Raw genomic sequence first — 15,910 nt, 5'->3', positions numbered from 1 at the left:
CAACCCGCGGACACCGAGACGATCCATGGGTGAAACCCCGGGATACCTTTGTCAGCGTCTACGGTGCCGGAATGGACGTCCTCAGCGACCTGCTGCATCGGGCCCAGGCCGGCCACGCGCTCGTCCGGCAGCTGGTCCAGCGCCCGCCGTGGTCGCTCGCCTTCGCCGAAGCCCCGCCGCTCACGCTGGTGGCCACGCTCGGCGGCCACGCGTCGCTGCGCGTCGGCGACGCCACGTCGGTGCGCCTCGCCGCCGGCGACCTGGCGCTGATCAGTGCCCCCGCGTACACGATCGCCGACGACCCGGCCACCCCGCCGCAGCTGGTGATCCGCGGGACGAAGAAGTACCCGGTCACCGGCGCGGAGCAGGTGGGGAACCCGGCGCCGCGCACCTACGGCGACGGCACGCCCGGGGCCACGACCATGCTCCGCGGCGCCTACGAGCTCCGCGGCGCCGCGGCGGACAGGCTGCTCGCCATGCTCCCGCCGCTGGCGGTGGTGCCCGCCGGGCCGCGGACCCGCGGCGCCCTGGACCTGCTCGCCGCCGAGGTGGCCGGCGACGAGCCCGGCCAGGACGCCGTGCTCCGCCGGCTGCTGGACCTGGTGCTCGTGCTGGCGCTGCGCGGCTGGTGCGCCCGGATGGAGCCGCCGCCCGCCTGGTACCGGGGCCTGAGCGACCCCGGCGTCGGCGAAGCCCTGCGCGCGCTGCACACCGAGCCGGCGCACCGGTGGACGGTCGCCGAGCTGGCCGCCCGGGCCGGCCTGTCCCGCGCCGCGTTCGCGGCACGCTTTGCGCGTCTGGTCGGCGAGCCGCCGCTGACCTACCTGACCGGCTGGCGGATGACGCTGGCCGCGGACCTGTTGCGCGACACCGAAGACACCGTCGCCGCCGTGGCCCGGGCGGTCGGGTACGACGACCCGTTCGCCTTCAGCGTCGCCTTCAAACGCGTCCGTGGCGCCAGCCCCTCGGACTGGCGCCGCGGCCGGGTGACGCCCGGTTCGTGATCGCTCCTACCGGGTCGCGCTCAGCTGCGGGCCGGGTGTGGTTCTGGCGAGCTCCTGGGGGTGCAGCACGATGCGCCCGTGCGTCTTGCGGTCGGCCAGGGCCCGGTAGGCGTCGCGCACGGCGGTGAGCGGATACGTTGCTGCGATGGGGATGTGCAGCTCGCCGGCGGCGGCGAGGGTGGCCAGTCCGGCCAGCGCCGGGAGTCCGCCGGCATCGGTCGTTCCCAGGGACTTGACGCCCTTCTCTTTCGCTCCGCGGTAGTCGACGACGGTGTCGATGCGGTCTTTCGGAACGCCGAGGGCGAGGGCGAGGTCGAGGTAGCCACCACCGACGGTGTCGATGAAGGCGTCGGCCCGGCCGGCCGCGGTGAGGATCCGGTCCTGTTCGCCGTCGCCGTACCGGACGGGCTCGATGCCGTGGTGGCGGAGCAGGTCGAAATGCGCGTCACTGGACAGGCCGATCACCCTCGCGCCGGCCCGGAGTGCGAGCTGGGCGGCGGTGAACCCGACGCCGCCCGAGGCGCCCGAGATCACGACGGTCTCGCCCGGCCGGGGTGCCACCGCCCGGATGGCACCGAGGCCCGCCATCGGGGTGGTGTAGAGCGAGCCCGCCACGTCCCAGGAAAGGGCGTGGGGCTTGCGCACCAGCTGGTCTGCCGGGATGGCGACGAACGGGGCGTGGGCGTCCCAGCTCTGGAGCCGGCCCAGCACCGCGTCCCCGACGGCGAGGCTGAGCACGTCGGCACCGACCGCCACGATCTCACCGGCGAGATCGCGGCCCGGCGTGTACGCACTGCCGTGCAGCGCCGGGAGTGCGCCGGGGTTGAGCGCACCGGCTTCGACCCGCACGACCACCTCGCCCGGGCCGGGCATGGGCTCAGGGATGTCCGCGAGGTAGATCCCGTCGATGCCCGAAAACCGGTCGTACCGTACTGCTTTCATCGTGTCTCCTGGGTTTGCGCGTGAGTCGCTCAGGTGTGGCGCAGGAGCGGCAAGAGGATGTCGTCGACGAGATGCGCGACGAAGGCGGCGTCACACGGCTCGCCCACGACCAGGAGGCGATGCACGATCACCGCGGGGGCGACCTCGGCGAACAACGCTCCCGCCCCGGGCGCCAGCCGCTCGGCCGCAAGCCTGTCGGTCATCGCGGTCTGGTCCCGCTGCAGGATTCGCCGCATCTCCTGGGCGAGCCGCGCGTCGGTGCGCATGCCGGTGAACAGGGCCCCGAGCAGGCCCACGTCCTGTTCGGAAATGCTTCGCGCGAGCCATGTCGCCAGAGAATGCACGTTCTCGCGAAGGCTTTCTCCTCGCGGCGGCGGAGGCTTCGCGGGTGCACGGTGTTCGACCGCCGCGGTGACCAGCGCCGCCTTGTCGCGGTACCGGCGGTAGATCGTCGTCTTCGCGGCCCCGGAGCGGGCGGCCGCCGCCTCGATCGAGAGCTGCTCGTACCCCACCTCGGTCAGCAGCGACAGCGTCGCGTCGAGAATGGCCAGGTCGCGGGTGTGATCCCGGGGCCGTCCCGTCGCCGAGGGCTGAGTCTTGTCGCTGGACGCCAAAGTATCCCCGCTTTCGATACGCTACCGTCGCGTATCGAAAGTACCCCAGTCGGTTGCGGCCTCGCAACCTGTGGCTTCCCCCGTCGGCTCGAGGTGCTGGCATCCGGGAACTGCCCATTGAGGCAAAGATGTATACCCGTCCGCACGTTCGATCCGGCGGCCTCACCGTTCTGTGGCACTTTACCCTCTCGGGAATGGGCACAGTTCGTCAGCGGGAAGCGGCGGCTCATGAGCCGGAACCGCGAGATCGTGCCATGGCACGATCTGCTGGTCCGCCGGGCCTGCTCGCCTTGCAGCGCAGCGCCGGCAACGCCGCGGTGGCGGCCATGGTGCAGCGTTGCGGTCCGCGCCCATGCGATTGTTCTGATGAAGAAAAGCAGGAGCACGCGGCGGGGGCCGCTGTGCAACGTGCTCCCATTCCGGGGGTGGTGCTCCGGCAGGTGGCAGTGCCCGCCGGGGGAGGCGCCAACGGCCGCGACCCGTGCCTGGACCTGTTGCAGGCCATCATCGACTTGCTCGACGAGGTCGCGAAGCGCTTCCGGGACGCCCAGGATGACCCGCACGAGTTGTTCAAGTTCCACCGTCACCGCGACGAGGCCCATCCTGATCACGGCTCTTGGGACGGCCATCGCGACAAATTCCGCGAGAAGAGGGATGAGCTCCGCCGCAAACTCGCCGAATGGGACGCGAACGACGACTGTGGGAAGCTTCGCCTGTCGGAGCAGCAGCAGGAAGATCTGACCGAGGCCAGGGAATTCGGCGGGAAGGAATTTCCGGCCAAGCCGGCTCGCACCTTGCGCGAGGCCGAAGAGTCGGAGCAGGAGTCCATTTGGGACAAGCTGCGCCGGCCCCTGCCGGGGTGGGTGGTCAACACCCTGATCGCCCTCGGGGCGTTCGCGCTGGCGGTCGTTCTCGTGGTCGCGTTCGCCACCGGAGCAGGAGAGGTTGCCCTGGCCGTAGCCGGTGTCGGGCTGGTACTGGGATTGGCCATCAAGGCCGCGATGCGCGCGGCCGGAGTCCGTGACACGTCGGAAGAAGCCTGAGCCGCGATGGATTCCACGACGTCCGCATTGCTGGGTGCCGCCATCAGCTGGATAACGTGGTACGCAAAACACGCCCCGGCCTCGGTCGACGCGCAGATGGCCGGTTCGTACGAACAGGACAATCACGCGTTCATCCCGAAGCTACAGGGGGCGTTGGCGGTGGTGGCCAGCCTGAGCTTGACCGCGTACGAGGAACTTCGGCCGCTCGTCCACCGCCTCTTCGTGCTCGACACGCGCACCGCGGTCGGGGTCGGGATCGGTGTGACCGTCCTGTTCGGTCGCCAGTTCGCGATTTGAGTTTTGCCGACGCCGCCGAGCCCGGAGATCACTCCCGTGCGAACCGCGCTGTCGCCGTGCCCCAGGATGCGGGCGAATTCGTCGATGGCTCCGCGGGGCTGGAGCGCCGTAGCGTGTTGGGGCATGGACACGGTCCGATACGGCAGAGTCACGACCGGTCGGGGAGGGCTGCGAGTCGCGCGAACGGGTTCGTCGGGACCGTGGCCCATCCGCCGAGTATCCCGCATCCATCGCTCGGTGCCGGCCCTGCGGAGCGTTTCAGGGTCCGTTGTGGATCAGCGACGCCCACAGATCCGGGCGTCCGGGGTACTCGGCGCGTAGGTCGAGGGTGGCACGCCGAACCGCAAAAGCGGCGTTGCCGACTGCTGGCGTCCCGTCCAGGTGCCGGTAGATCTCGCGCGCGGCGGTGGCCGCGCTGTCGTCGGCGATCGGCCACAAGGTGGCGATGACGTGGCGAAAGCCGGCGAGCTGGAAGGCCGACGCGAGGTGCAGTGACTCGTCGGCCTGGTTGATGCCCGGGTTCGCGGTCGAGCAGGCGGACAGGTACGCCAGTTCGGCGTCCGCCAGCCGCAGCCGGCTGATCGCGGACAGCGACAGGACTCCGTCGTGGAGCCGGATTCCGCTGCGGGAGGGCACGAGCAGGTCGGCGTCCGCGTGACACGCGAAATGCGCCCACGTCGATTCGCGCAGCGCGGCGAGGACGGCGTCGGTCGTGGCGTGCTCGCCGGCCAGCAACGGCAGGCCGGGATGGGCGTCGTGGAGCTGTTCGGCTTCGCCGGCGGTGGCCGGCAGCGGCACCGAGCCCGGGGCATCGGGGACGGCCACGATCAGCTGCCTGCGTCCGGCCATGGAGGGGCGGGACCGTGCGTGGGTCAACGTGCGCAGGGTCGCCGTGTAGGAGGAGACCACAGCGTCCAGGGCGCCCGGTTCGCCCGGATGCCCGGCGGCGTGCCACGGGAACAGGCTGAGCAGATCGGTCGGCATCCACCACACGCGGGACGTGGCCGGCAGAGCGGCCAGGATCGGGGCGACCGCGACGTCCCACAGCCAGCCGGCGATCTCCGGGATGACACGCCGCCGGCGCAGTGCGGCGGCGAACCCGCTCTGCTGGTTGACGTCGATGAGTTCCTGGATCCGCCGGTGCAGCTCGGCGCCGCCGAGCTCGGGCAGGCGGACGAGGATCGGATCGCCGGCGGCGGTGACGATGATCGCCGCACCCTGCCGGAGGTCCGTGTTGACCAGGACCACCACGCCGTCGGCCGCCGCCGCCCGCAGCTCCGGAAACGCCGGCGCGGCAACGGTTTCGGCGTCGACGTCGAGTTCGGCGGCCAGCAGGATGCCCCGGCTGAGTTCGGCCACTTCGACGGCGCCCTCGGGATCGTCGATCGCGCAGTGCGCGGCGATGCTTTCCCGCACCAGCCCCGTGTACTGGCCGATCCGGTACTCGCGGTCCCGCCAGTTCGCGCCCGGCGGCGGGACCGACGGCAACAGCGCGGCCGCCGAGTCCAGCAGTGTCGTGGCACGGATGTGGTCGCCGAGCACCGTCGCCAGCCGGCCGGCCACGTGGTACGAGCGCACTTGCTGCGTCGTCGACGCCGTGGCGGCCGAGCCGGCGATCACGTCGATGAGCGAACCGAGGTGCTCCTCGTTCAGGGGACGACCCGTGGTGGTGGCGAACTGGTGGTGCGCTTGGCCGAGATTCGCGGCCACCAGGGCCAGGTCGGGATGGCCGTGTGACAGGCAGGCGAGCGCCTGTTCCTGGAACTCGATACCGCGTCGCATGTCGGCCGCGTCGCCGGAGTACCGGGCCCGGCGCTGGTAGCCGATGTTGAGCTCGGACAGGTAGCGGTACCGGTCGGGGCGGTCGGCGGGCAGCGTGTCCAGCGCCAGGTGGGCGAGTTCGATGGCCCGGTCCAGGTCGGCGGGGTCGCGGTGGTGTTCGAAGCGCTCCCGGTAAGCGGCACTCACCATCCGGATGGTGACGCCTCGGGTCGGATCTTCGGCCGGGATGGCGGCCAGCGCCCGCTCGCCCAGTTCGATGGCGTACGTCCGATCGGCGGCGGCCTCGGTGTGCTCCGCCCGGCTCCGGTAGGCGACGCAGAGGTTGGACAGCGACGTGACCCGCACCGGATGGCCGTCGGGCAGCAGCGCGAGCGCCTCCTCGTCCACGTCGATGGCCTGCTGGAGGTCCGACAGCAGGCCGGTGTGCTCGTAGAGCCGTTGCAGCGCGGGGCTGAGGTTGCCCAGCGCGCTCGCCCGGTCCAGCGAACCGGCCTGGTACGTCGCCACCGCCAACCGGCCGTAGCCGATCGCGCGCCGCAGGTGGGCCAGGTCTTCCGTGGCCTCGTACAGGTGGCGGCAGGCCAGGTTGAGCATGGACGCCGGCGCGGCCCGGCGCACGTCGTCCTCGGGCAGCATCGCCAATGCCCGCTCGCCCGACTCGATGGCCCGGTGCAGGTCGGCGACATCGCCGAACCGCTGGTACCGCTCGCGATACATCACGCACAGGTCGGCCGGCGGCCGGTGCAGGTCCGGGTCCGCCGTGCGCGCCCGTTCCTCGGACTCGATCGCCCGTCGCAGATCGGCGACGTCGCCGAGGCGCTCGTACCGGCGGAAGTAGGCCGCGCCGGCTTTGGCCAGGTAGCCGGCGTGGTCGGGGTGGCCGGCCGGGGTGCAGGCCAGCGCCTGCTCGGCGCAGTCGATCGCGGCGCCCAGATCGGCGAGGTCACCGGTTCTGCTCGACCGGTCGCGGTAGCCGTCGGCGAGATTGGACATGCACACCGCGCGCCTCGGGTCGTCGGCGGCGTGCGCGGCCAGCGCCGTCGCGGTGAGTTCGATCGAGCGGGTCAGGTCGGGCATCGCCCCGGTTCGCGTGTACCGGGCTCGATGGGCCAAGCCGAGGTTCGACAGAATTCCGGCGAACTCCGGGTGGTCCGCCCCGAGGACGCGCATCGCGCGTTCCCCCGTTTCGATGGTCCGCTCCAGATCGTCGGCACGGTGGGTGCGCTGGTAACGCCACTGGTGGCCCACGATCAGCATCGCCATCCGCGCGCCGGCGCGCGGATCGTCGTCGGCGGTCGCGGCGACCGCGGCCGCCATCAGCGAGATTCCGGCGCCGAGCAGATACGGGTCGGGGGTGCGGAAGGCGGCACGCAGCAGGTCGGTCCCGACCGTGTCCTGGGCGGTCGCGTCGGCCGTCGGGCCGAGGAGTGCGCGCAGCGGATCGGGCAGCACGGCCGGATTGCCGGCCAGGGGTGCGAGAAAAGTCAGTGCCTTGGCCAGTTCCGCGTGCTTGGCTCCCTCGGCCGCAGCGGTGGCGCGGAAGAAGTGCAGCCGGCCGAGCACCACGCGCGCCGCGGTGCTCTGCTCGTCGTCCGTGCCGGCCGACGCGATCGAGGTCACCTCGTCCGCGTCGGCAGTGGTCGCCTTCGCGAACAACACGTCCGGCCGGCCCGATCGCCGGAAGTCGGCCAGTCGCTCGGACAACCGAGCCAGCGCCTCGTCAGATGCCACCGGCCGATACCATACCCAACCGGGGTCGTCGGCCGCCATACGATCCAGGCAGCGGAAATCGAGCTGGGAGAAACCGGATGGATGACGCCGAACGGCAGGTGCTGGCGCAGTTCTGCCTCGATCTGCCGGATCTGCGTGCCGAGGTCGCGCGGCTCGACGAGACGAAGCACGGGCAGCTGGCCCGGATCGAGCGGGCGGCGGCCGAGGGCCGGCCGATTTCCGGTCTGCTCAAGCGGTACTTCGACATCGACCCGGCCACCGGGCACCGTTCGCTGCACCGCGGTCTGCCCGGCGCCGGCGTCGGGCGGGCACACGAGGAACTCTTCGGCTGTCCGCACGGCCACTGTGCGCGCGAGGAACGGCCGGTCCCCGCCGGGCCGGTGCCGCGTTGCCAGGTGACCGATTCGGTGATGAAGCGTATTCGATGAGCGGATTCTTCCAGGAACTGGCGAAAACACTCGCGCAACGGTGGGTCGGCCTGCTGCTCGTACCCGGCGCGCTGTTCGCCGCCGGCGCGATTGTCGGTGTCCAGTCGGGGCACACGCACGCGCTGGACCTCTCGATGGCGACGCACGCGCTCACCGCGGCGACGACGTCGGTTGCCGGCCGGCCGGGCACCGTGCAGGCGGTGGTGCTCGTCGCGGCACTGCTCGCGTCGGCCGGCGTCGGTCTGGTGGTCCAGGCCATGACCGGCGTCACCCGGGCTCTGTGGCTGGGCCGGTGGCCGGGAGCGATCTTGACGGCCCGGCGGGTCCGGCGGTGGGAACGGCACCTGCGCCGCCGCCACGAACTGGAAGCCGCACAGCCGTCGGCCACGCGAAGTGCCTCCACCCAGCGCGAGATCGATCTCGCCGCGGCGCGGATGAACGCGGTCGCACTGGCGCGACCGGGCCGGCCGACCTGGATGGGCGACCGAATCCACGCCGTGGAAAGGATCGCGACCGACCGGTACGGCCTGGATCTCCCGTTCGCGTGGCCCCGCTTCTGGCTCACCATGCCGGAGACCGCGCGGGCCGAGATCACCGCCGCGAACGGAGCGTTCGCGGCGGCGGTGACCGTCGCCAGCTGGGCCTGGCCGGCGCTCGTGCTCGGCGCACTGTGGTGGCCGGCCATCGTGGTGGCGGTGGTGGCCGGCACCACGGGCTGGGTACGCGGCCGGGCCGCGATCACTGACCTCACCGCACTGGTGGAGTCAGCGCTGGATCTGTACGGCTGCGCGCTGGCAGCCGCGGTCGGCGTCGAGACGCAACGACCGACCGGGCCGTTGGAGGTCGGCGAAGGCGAGCAGGTGACCGCGATCGTGCGCAAGGGCCGCTGAAAGGCGGGACTTGGTGATCCGTGGGGACGGCACAACATGCGATCCGCGGCACGAGCGACGAGCGGGGCGATGCACTGGCGGTGCGTAGCTCCTCGACGACCTTCACGAAACAGGCGGCAACCCTCGGTGGGCGTGGCGGCCGCGAATTTCCGGCAGTCGGTGGGTCGGCGACCTTCGGTGAAATCGCGCGCGGGGCGTGGGATGCTCGGCTTGAGCGCGGGCCGCAGTCGTACGGCTGTCGTTCCGGGGCCGGTCGATCACAACGGATCGGCGTGGAGGAGTGCGGCGGCGAGCGGTGTCTGGCAGTAGCGCACTTCACGACCACGTCGTGTGGCGGTGACCAGGCCGGCCTCGCGAAGCACCGTGAGGTGCTCGGAGACCGTTGCCGGCGCGAGGCCGACTTGATGGGCCAGGCTGACGGTGGTGCTCGGGACGAGGGTCTCGGCGAGCACGGATGCGCGGCCGGAGCCGAGGAGCCGCGCGATGGCCGGTGATCGCGTGGCCGGTTCCCAGAGGCGTGCCGCGCCGAGCATCGGGTAGACCAGCGCGGGTGGTGTGGCGGAAGTGTCGTCGGTGGGGCCGATGCCGAGGTTCGGCCACCCGAAGGCCGTGGGCACGAGAACGAGGCCGCGGCCGCGCAGGTCCACCGTGCCGTGCCGGAAGCCCGTGAGGTGCAGCTCTTCGTTCTTCCAGGTCGCTCGCCGGTGCAGGTCGGCGAACAGTCCCGCCAGGCCGCCGTCGGCCAGCTGCCGTGCCCGGGTGGTGATGTCGGCGTCGAGGAGGCCGCGGATCCGGTCCCACAGTGGCTCGGCCAGTGCCTGCCAGGCCAGCCGCTGCTGGGTGACCAAGGCGTTTCTGGCGGTGACGGGGTCGCCGGTGAGGACCCGGCGGAGATCGTCGCGCAGGGCTTGGCGATCGAGGCGACGAACGTGCTCGGCGAGTTCGGCGGCGACGACGGCGGGATCGGTGGCCCGGACCTGAGCGAGGTCGTCCTCGATGGTGGTGAGCGGGCCGGTCGGGCTCGGCCACAGGAAGTCCGGCCCGTACCCGTTGCTCGGGGCGGCGGCGTCCAGCAGTCCCAGGTCGAGCCGGGCGATGACGGGCCGGACGTCGCGCAGCCACGGCAGGTACCAGCCGTGGCGACCCGGCTTCTTGAGCACCAGAAGGGCCGACATCGTTTCCTGCAGCGGCGAGATCGCGAACCGGCAGCGGGCGGCGTCCCCGCGGCCGAACCTCAGCACAAGCGTCATTGCGCAGAACGCTACCCGAGGATTCGGCCGACACCGAATCCCGGCGACGCCCCGGCCGTTGCCCGCACCCTCGTGGCCATGGCCGAACCATCGCCGAAGACTCGCCTCCTTTCCGGCAACCCCGCGTTCCGGTCGTTGTGCGCGTCGCGGGCGGTGTCGTTCGTCGGTGACGGGATCACCACGACCGCGCTCGTCCTGCTCGTCGCCCCGCGAGACGGCCCCACGGGGGTGGGTTTGCTGTTGGCGGCGAACGCGCTGCCCCGGCTCGGCGGACCGCTGGCCGGAGTTCTCGCCGACCGGGTCCGGACACGCCGGTTGATGATGCGGTGCGAACTGGCCTCGGCGCTGGTGATCGGGCTGACCGCGAGCACGCTGCCGCCCTTGCCGGTGCTGATCGCACTCGTGGCGGTCGCCGGGATCCTGGCGACCATCCGGAACCCGGCCGGCCGCAGCCTGGTCCCGGTCCTGGTCGACGCGGCCGACCGCGCGCCGGCCAACGCCCTCTTCGGGCTGGGCCGAACCCTCTCGCTCACCGTCGGCCCCGGCTTGGGAGGCCTGCTGGGAGCAGCTCCCGGCGGCGCCCACACCGCGCTGGCCGTCGACGCGGTCACCTTTCTCGCGTCCGCCTTGCTGCTGAGGGGACTTCCGGCCATCGCGCCGGCCCGGGACCCTGGCGCGGGCACGGGGGTGTGGGCCGAAGCGGGGGAGGGATTGCGGTATGTCGTGGCGCATCGGCAGATCTCGGTGCTGGTCCTGAGTCTCTTCCTGCTCGTCGCGTTCGCCGCGGTGGACAACGTGGCGCTGGTCTTCCTCACCGGCGACGTGCTGCACGCCGGCCCGGCCGGGTACGGCGTCGCGGCCGGCGCGTTCGGCGTCGGAATGGTCCTGGCCTCGCTTGCCTGTACCCGGCTGGCCCGCGGGCGCAGGCCGATCGCCCTGCTCATGGTCGCCGTGGTGGCCACCGGCGCCGGCACGGTCGTCAGCGGACTGGCCCCGGTGCTCGCGGTGGTCGTCGCGGGACAGCTGGTGGCGGGCGGCGGCAATGCGGTGGAGAACATCGGGTACGACACGGTCGTGCAGGACCTCGTGCCCCGCCCGTTCCTCGGCCGGGTGTTCGGCACCATCGGCACTGCCGCGCAGCTGGGAGCCGCTTTCGCTTACGCGCTGGGCAGTTTCCTCGTCGGTGTGGTCGGTGCCCGTGCCACCTTCGTGCTCGCCGGCACCGGGACGTTCTTGGTCCTGCTTCTCCTGGTGGCGAGATCGGCGTCGGGGCGGGAACTCCAAAACACGTGACGGTCGTTGCTCCTGCGGTCGTCTTGGACGAGGTGCGGGTCGTACACGCCCGAGCGTGCGGTGCGGCGCCACCGCCGTGCGAAGTTCTCCGGGCCGTTGTCGAGGTCGGCGATCGCGATGGTGGGCTTGCCGGTCTCGGGGCAGCGCACGACCCACCGGCCCGCGGGAGGACGCAGTCGACGTCGAGTCGTTCGTACTCGATGAACAACTCGGGGAAGTGGACCTCCATGCCGAGCAGGAGCCCGAACCGCAGCCCGCCGACGTCGAAGGTCACCGGCGCCGATCCCGGTGTGTACATGTGCGTGACCTTCGTGTTCGACAGCATGCGCTCGTCGTAACGGGTGACGACTTCTCCTCGGTCGGAGATGACGTACAGGCTGTTGTGCGGGCGGTGTGGCGGGGTCAAGCCGTGCACCGAGCCCACCACGGTCCACAGCCCGAGTTTCCGGGCGAGTTCCGCGATGGCGGCCAGTTCCTCACGCAGCACACCCCACTCGAACCGGGTCCAGTCCGCCGGCCCGACCTTGTCCGGGCCGTCGACGGACATGATCCGCTTGTGCGGGGAACAGGTCGCGCCCTCGGGGAAGTGCACGAGTGCCGCACCCGCCTCGTGCGCCTCGCGCATCAGCCGGCGGATGTCGCTGCCACTGTCCCGCAGCCCCGTGCTGTCGCGGGGATCTTCGCGGAGAACAGCCTGCGCCACGGCCAGCCGCAGCCGTTTCGTCTCCGCCGGGACGTCTCCTGCCGGAGCTTGCCGGAAGTGCCGACGAGAAGTCCCTTTGCCTCCCTGCGGGACTGCGCTGGGGCAGTCGACGGAGGTCCGGCGTGAGCCACGCCGGAGATCACCGTAGCACGGCACCCAGCACGGTCAGGTGGATTCGGTCGGGAGCTCCAAGGGTGCCTGCAGATCGTGGGCGCGGAACAGGACGGCGTGCTCGACGCCCATCGCCTTACCGCCCATCGCGGCGAACTGCGGAATGAACTTCGCCGGCACCGGGTGGTCGGGGAGGGCCGCCAGGTACGCGGCGTGTGCCTCGAGCGAAGCGACGCCGCGGCGTAGTGGCTCGCCCGTGACGTCGACGCCGTGGGTTGCGTCCGTCATGCCCGGGGTGAGGTACCAGCGGGCGGAGTGCGGTTCGAGGCCCTCGTCGTCGATCTGTTCCGGGAACACCCACCGGTTGCCCGCGTCGCGGATGGCGTCGAGCGTCGCCAGGCCGGCCGCGCGGTGGTCGGCCTGGTCGAAGCCGTACGGGGTCTCGACCTCGAAGCCGGTTCCGTAGACGGCGTCCGGCTTGAAGCGGCGGATCTCCCGGCAGATGTCGCGGCGCAGGTCGAGGCCGTAGACGAGCACGCCGTCGGGGTGTTCGAGGATGGTCAGGTGGTCGACGCCGACCGTGTCGCACGCCGCCCGCTGTTCGGCGGTGCGCAGGCGGGCGGTCTCTTCGGGCGGGTTCGGCATGCCGGCCTCGCCGCGGGTGAGCAGGAGGTAGCCGACCTCGATGCCGCGTGCGGTCCAGCGGGCGACCGCCGCGGACGTGCCGTACTCCATGTCGTCGGGGTGCGCGACGACGCAGAGCACGCGCTGGAACGATTCCTCGGGCAGAGCCGGCAACGTCATGCCGGACATCCTGCCGCATTCCGGGCCGGCGCCGCCGATGCCCGCGGGCGGCCGGTGCGGTTGGATCGAGTGGACGATGTCCGGGAGGTGGGACGCTGGTGGGTAGCGATGCCGGAGGGCCGGACCCGGCCCGGATCACCGACGTCGCGGGGTTCGTCCGCGAGGTCGATCTGCTGCGCCGGCAGGCGGCCCGCGGCACCGGCAAGGCGCGCGTCAGCCTGACCGAGCTCGCCGGCTTGGTGGACGTGCCGCGCTCGACCGTGCACGCCTACGTGTCCGGCAAGATCCACCCACCGTCCGACGTGTTCGACCGGATCGTCATCGCCTTGGGTGTGCCGCGCACGGCGTGGGCGAGCTGGAACGAAGCCTGGTTCCGGGTGGCCGCTCACCTCCACACGGAGAAGCAAGCAGCACCTCCGCGGCAGCTGCCCCTCGACGTCGCCGGGTTCGTGGGCCGCGAGCGGGATCTTGCCGCGCTCGACGAGCTGGTGAGCGGTTCGCCGGGCACGGGGATCGCGCTCGTCACCGGGATGCCCGGGGTCGGCAAGTCGGCTCTGGCGATCCGGTGGGCGCACCGGGCCGCCGGCCGCTTTCCCGACGGCCAGCTGTTCGTGAACCTGCGGGGGTTCGCCGAAGCTCCGCCGGCCGATCCGGTCGACGTGCTGTCCGGGTTCTTGCGCGCCTTGGGGACGGCCGAGCGGGAAACACCGCGGGAAGTCGACCGGCTCGCCGCGAGCTTCCGGTCCGCGGTCGCCGGCCGTCGCCTGCTGATCGTGCTCGACGACGCGAGCAGTGCCGGGCAGGTGCGCCCGTTGTTGCCCGGCTCGCCGGGCTGCGCCGTCCTGATCACCAGCCGCACGAAACTGGTCGGCCTGGTCGCCAGGGAGGGGGCGGTGCCCTGCGAGCTGGGGCCGCTCGGGACGGACGACGCCGTCGCCCTGGTCCGGCACGCCGCCGGTCCGGATCGGGTCGACGCGGACCCGGCGGCGACCGCGGAGCTGGCCGAAGCCTGCGGACGTCTCCCGCTCGCGCTGCGGATCGCCGCGGCGAACGCCCGCGTCCGGCCGGGCCTGCTCCTCTCGGCGATGGTCGAGGAGCTTCGTTCGGCCGACCCGTTCGCGGTGCTCGATGCGGCGGTCGACCGGGAGACGGCGGTGCAGAACGCGGTCGCGCTGTCCTACCGGGCGCTGAACGCCCGGGCGCAACGGGTGTTCAGGCTCCTCGGGCTGTTCCCGGTCGACGGGATCGCCCTGCCGGCGCTGGCGGCCGCGACCGAGCTGGCGCCGGAGTCGCTGGCTCCCGTCGTCGGCACCCTGCTGGACATGCACCTCCTCTTCGAGCGGACGCCGGCGCGGTACAGCCAGCACGCCTTGCTGCATTCGTGGGCCAAGCGCCGTTGCCTGGCGGAAGACGCCGGCGACGTGCGTGACTCGGCGCTGCAGCGGCTGATTTCCCACTACGCGGGGCTCGCGACCGAGGCGGCGCAGCTGAGGCACCCCCGTCCGTACCGGGAGAAGTACGCGAGTGCCCGCTCCGGCGGCGCGTCGTCCGCGACCGCCGACGAGGCGCTGACCTGGTTCGACGTCGAATTCGCCACGCTCTCCACGCTGACCCGGCAGGCCGCCGCGGCGGGCCTCCCCGCGCTGGCGACCCAGCTGTGCGTCGCCCTGCACTTCGAATTCGAACGGCACCGGTCCGCGGAGTGGCTCCCGGTCAGCGAAGCCGCGCTCGCCGCGGCCCGCGCCGCCGGGGACGCGGCCGGGCAGGTGCTGTGCCTGCGGGTGCTCAGCAGCGCGCACTGGAGCAGGTCGGACCACGCCGAAGCGCTCCGCCACCTCGACGAAGCCGTCAAACTCGCCGACGAGCTCGACGCGCCGGACCTCCGGAGGATCGTCCTGAGCGATCTGGGCCGCATGTCGATCTCCGTCGGCCGGCTCCACGACGCCGCCGGGCACTACCGGCGGGCCCTGGACCTGGAGCCGGGTCAAGACGGGGCAACGTCCATCCCGAGCCTCGTCGTGCTCGGCGACGTCCTCTGGGAACTGGGGGAGCTGGCCGGTGCCTACGCCCTCCAGACCCAGGCGATCGAGACGGCGGCTCGGCAGGGGTACGCCGCCGGGCTGCAGCTCGCCGAAAGCCACGCGGGCCGGCCGAGCCAGGCGCTCGGCGACCTGGAGCGCGCCGTCGAGCACTACCGGACCGGTCTCGGGCTGTGCCGGTCGGCCGGGGAGCACGCGGACGAGGCCAGCGTGCTCGCCAACCTCGCGGGTGCCTTGCGCGACCTCGGCGAGTACGAGGAGGCGCTGGCGACCGCCCGCGACGCCCTGGCCAAAGCGACCCGGCTCGGCATGCGACGGACGCAGGCGGGCGCGCACCACGTCCTCGGCACGGTCATGCTGGAGCTCGGCCGGATCGACGAGGCCCGGACGGCGCTCGAGTCGGCGCTGGACCTTTCCCGCGAGGCGGGCCACCCCCGCGGCCGCGGGGACGCGCTGGTCGCCTTGTCCGCCGTGCACCTGCGCCGAGGGAGGCTCGACGAGGCCTACGACCGGGCCTCTCAGGCCCTGGTGCTCAGCGAGGAGACCGGCCACGGCCTGATCCGGGCCGACAGCCTGCTCGCGATGGCCGCCGTCGAGCTCGAACGCGGCGAATCCGGGGCGGCGCGGGCCCACGCCGAGCGGGCCCGAGCCCTGCACGGACAGGCGGGCTGCCGGCTGGGTGCCGAGCGCGCCGACGCGGTCCTGACGTCGTTGCCGCCCGCACGCCGCTGAGGGGCCGGTGTCCGCGAGCGTCCAGGTATGTCCAGGATCCGGCTTTTCCCGGCCCTCGCCGTGGTGAAGTCGTGGCGGTCGTCGCCGAGCCGGCGACGACGTGCCGGTGTTCGGGGCACTGGCCGGCGGTTCGGCGGTTCGCAGCCCAGGGGAGGTGGCGACGCCGAACCGCCGTGGCCGGCTTCCCCGATGGCCGTACCGGCCCACCGTGCACCGCCCGATCCTCCGATCCCGGTGGCCCGGCGGT

General features: G+C 72.3%; 12 protein-coding genes and 1 pseudogene. 7 read left to right on the top strand and 6 right to left on the bottom strand.

The genetic code is table 11. The annotated features are described in order from the left end of the window. The first annotated feature begins 71 nt into the window (after positions 1 to 71). On the top strand, positions 72 to 1,004 hold the full coding sequence (locus C2L58_RS09555; RefSeq protein WP_103337190.1) for an AraC family transcriptional regulator: 933 nt from the start codon (positions 72 to 74) through the stop codon (positions 1,002 to 1,004). 6 nt (positions 1,005 to 1,010) lie between these two features. Here C2L58_RS09555 and C2L58_RS09550 read toward each other — a convergent pair whose 3' ends face one another. Together C2L58_RS09550 and C2L58_RS09545 are read right to left on the bottom strand one after the other, a co-directional pair. Then, on the bottom strand, positions 1,011 to 1,946 hold the full coding sequence (locus C2L58_RS09550; RefSeq protein ID WP_103337189.1) for an NADP-dependent oxidoreductase: 936 nt from the start codon (positions 1,944 to 1,946) through the stop codon (positions 1,011 to 1,013). A gap of 29 nt (positions 1,947 to 1,975) precedes the next feature. Further along, the gene (locus tag C2L58_RS09545) at positions 1,976 to 2,560 is read right to left on the bottom strand and encodes a TetR/AcrR family transcriptional regulator (protein WP_199191186.1); all 585 of its coding nucleotides are present in this window, start codon (positions 2,558 to 2,560) and stop codon (positions 1,976 to 1,978) included. Between the two features lie 194 nt (positions 2,561 to 2,754). Here C2L58_RS09545 and C2L58_RS09540 point away from each other — a divergent pair, with 194 nt between their 5' ends. After that, positions 2,755 to 3,603 carry a hypothetical protein gene (locus C2L58_RS09540; protein WP_146073560.1) on the top strand — a complete coding sequence of 283 codons (849 nt, stop codon included), beginning with the start codon at positions 2,755 to 2,757 and terminating at the stop codon, positions 3,601 to 3,603. Positions 3,604 to 3,609: 6 nt separating this feature from the next. After that, positions 3,610 to 3,900: a hypothetical protein gene (locus tag C2L58_RS09535; protein ID WP_103337186.1), complete on the top strand. Its 291-nt coding sequence runs from the start codon at positions 3,610 to 3,612 to the stop codon at positions 3,898 to 3,900. 258 nt (positions 3,901 to 4,158) lie between these two features. Here the strand turns inward: C2L58_RS09535 and C2L58_RS09530 are convergent, their stop codons facing one another. After that, complete coding sequence (locus C2L58_RS09530) at positions 4,159 to 7,413, bottom strand: CHAT domain-containing protein (RefSeq protein ID WP_233225640.1); 3,255 nt, start codon at positions 7,411 to 7,413, stop codon at positions 4,159 to 4,161. Between the two features lie 77 nt (positions 7,414 to 7,490). Between C2L58_RS09530 and C2L58_RS09525 the strand changes: the two genes are divergently transcribed. Next, positions 7,491 to 7,841 (top strand): hypothetical protein, encoded by a 351-nt coding sequence (locus C2L58_RS09525; protein WP_103337185.1) that lies wholly within the window; start codon positions 7,491 to 7,493, stop codon positions 7,839 to 7,841. After that, on the top strand, positions 7,838 to 8,731 hold the full coding sequence (locus C2L58_RS09520) for a hypothetical protein (protein WP_103337184.1): 894 nt from the start codon (positions 7,838 to 7,840) through the stop codon (positions 8,729 to 8,731). The genes C2L58_RS09525 and C2L58_RS09520 overlap by 4 nt, the downstream gene beginning before the upstream one ends. 257 nt (positions 8,732 to 8,988) lie before the next feature. On the opposite strand, the gene C2L58_RS09515 is transcribed toward C2L58_RS09520, so the two are convergent. Then, the gene (locus C2L58_RS09515; RefSeq protein ID WP_199191185.1) at positions 8,989 to 9,981 is read right to left on the bottom strand and encodes an ArsR/SmtB family transcription factor; all 993 of its coding nucleotides are present in this window, start codon (positions 9,979 to 9,981) and stop codon (positions 8,989 to 8,991) included. 78 nt (positions 9,982 to 10,059) lie between these two features. Between C2L58_RS09515 and C2L58_RS50325 the strand changes: the two genes are divergently transcribed. After that, on the top strand, positions 10,060 to 11,274 hold the full coding sequence (locus C2L58_RS50325) for an MFS transporter (protein ID WP_146073559.1): 1,215 nt from the start codon (positions 10,060 to 10,062) through the stop codon (positions 11,272 to 11,274). Between the two features lie 235 nt (positions 11,275 to 11,509). Here C2L58_RS50325 and C2L58_RS50320 read toward each other — a convergent pair. After that, a pseudogene (locus C2L58_RS50320) lies at positions 11,510 to 11,899 on the bottom strand (carbon-nitrogen hydrolase family protein); the annotation flags it as partial. A gap of 243 nt (positions 11,900 to 12,142) precedes the next feature. Beyond that, entirely contained in the window at positions 12,143 to 12,901 is a 759-nt protein-coding gene (locus C2L58_RS09500; RefSeq protein WP_103337219.1) for a PIG-L deacetylase family protein, read from the bottom strand. Between the two features lie 89 nt (positions 12,902 to 12,990). On the opposite strand from C2L58_RS09500, the gene C2L58_RS09495 reads away from it, so the two are divergent. Continuing rightward, the gene (locus tag C2L58_RS09495; RefSeq protein WP_233225639.1) at positions 12,991 to 15,663 is read left to right on the top strand and encodes an ATP-binding protein; all 2,673 of its coding nucleotides are present in this window, start codon (positions 12,991 to 12,993) and stop codon (positions 15,661 to 15,663) included. The last annotated feature ends 247 nt before the right edge of the window (positions 15,664 to 15,910 follow it).

This window comes from Amycolatopsis sp. CA-126428 (assembly GCF_002904335.1).
In the GTDB taxonomy this organism is placed as follows: Bacteria; Actinomycetota; Actinomycetes; order Mycobacteriales; family Pseudonocardiaceae; genus Amycolatopsis.
The sequence above is the reverse complement of the archived record's forward strand: the minus strand, read 5'-3'. Positions and strand labels throughout refer to the sequence as shown.

What these genes read in the sequence shown, in the direction of transcription:
- C2L58_RS09555 (WP_103337190.1), top strand. Translation starts at nt 72, where the DNA reads ATGGACGTCCTCAGCGACCTGCTGCATCGGGCCCAGGCCGGCCACGCG.
- C2L58_RS09550 (WP_103337189.1), bottom strand. Translation starts at nt 1,946, where the DNA reads ATGAAAGCAGTACGGTACGACCGGTTTTCGGGCATCGACGGGATCTAC.
- C2L58_RS09540 (WP_146073560.1), top strand. Translation starts at nt 2,755, where the DNA reads ATGGGCACAGTTCGTCAGCGGGAAGCGGCGGCTCATGAGCCGGAACCG.
- C2L58_RS09535 (WP_103337186.1), top strand. Translation starts at nt 3,610, where the DNA reads ATGGATTCCACGACGTCCGCATTGCTGGGTGCCGCCATCAGCTGGATA.
- C2L58_RS09525 (WP_103337185.1), top strand. Translation starts at nt 7,491, where the DNA reads ATGGATGACGCCGAACGGCAGGTGCTGGCGCAGTTCTGCCTCGATCTG.
- C2L58_RS09520 (WP_103337184.1), top strand. Translation starts at nt 7,838, where the DNA reads ATGAGCGGATTCTTCCAGGAACTGGCGAAAACACTCGCGCAACGGTGG.
- C2L58_RS09515 (WP_199191185.1), bottom strand. Translation starts at nt 9,981, where the DNA reads ATGACGCTTGTGCTGAGGTTCGGCCGCGGGGACGCCGCCCGCTGCCGG.
- C2L58_RS50325 (WP_146073559.1), top strand. Translation starts at nt 10,060, where the DNA reads ATGGCCGAACCATCGCCGAAGACTCGCCTCCTTTCCGGCAACCCCGCG.
- C2L58_RS09500 (WP_103337219.1), bottom strand. Translation starts at nt 12,901, where the DNA reads ATGTCCGGCATGACGTTGCCGGCTCTGCCCGAGGAATCGTTCCAGCGC.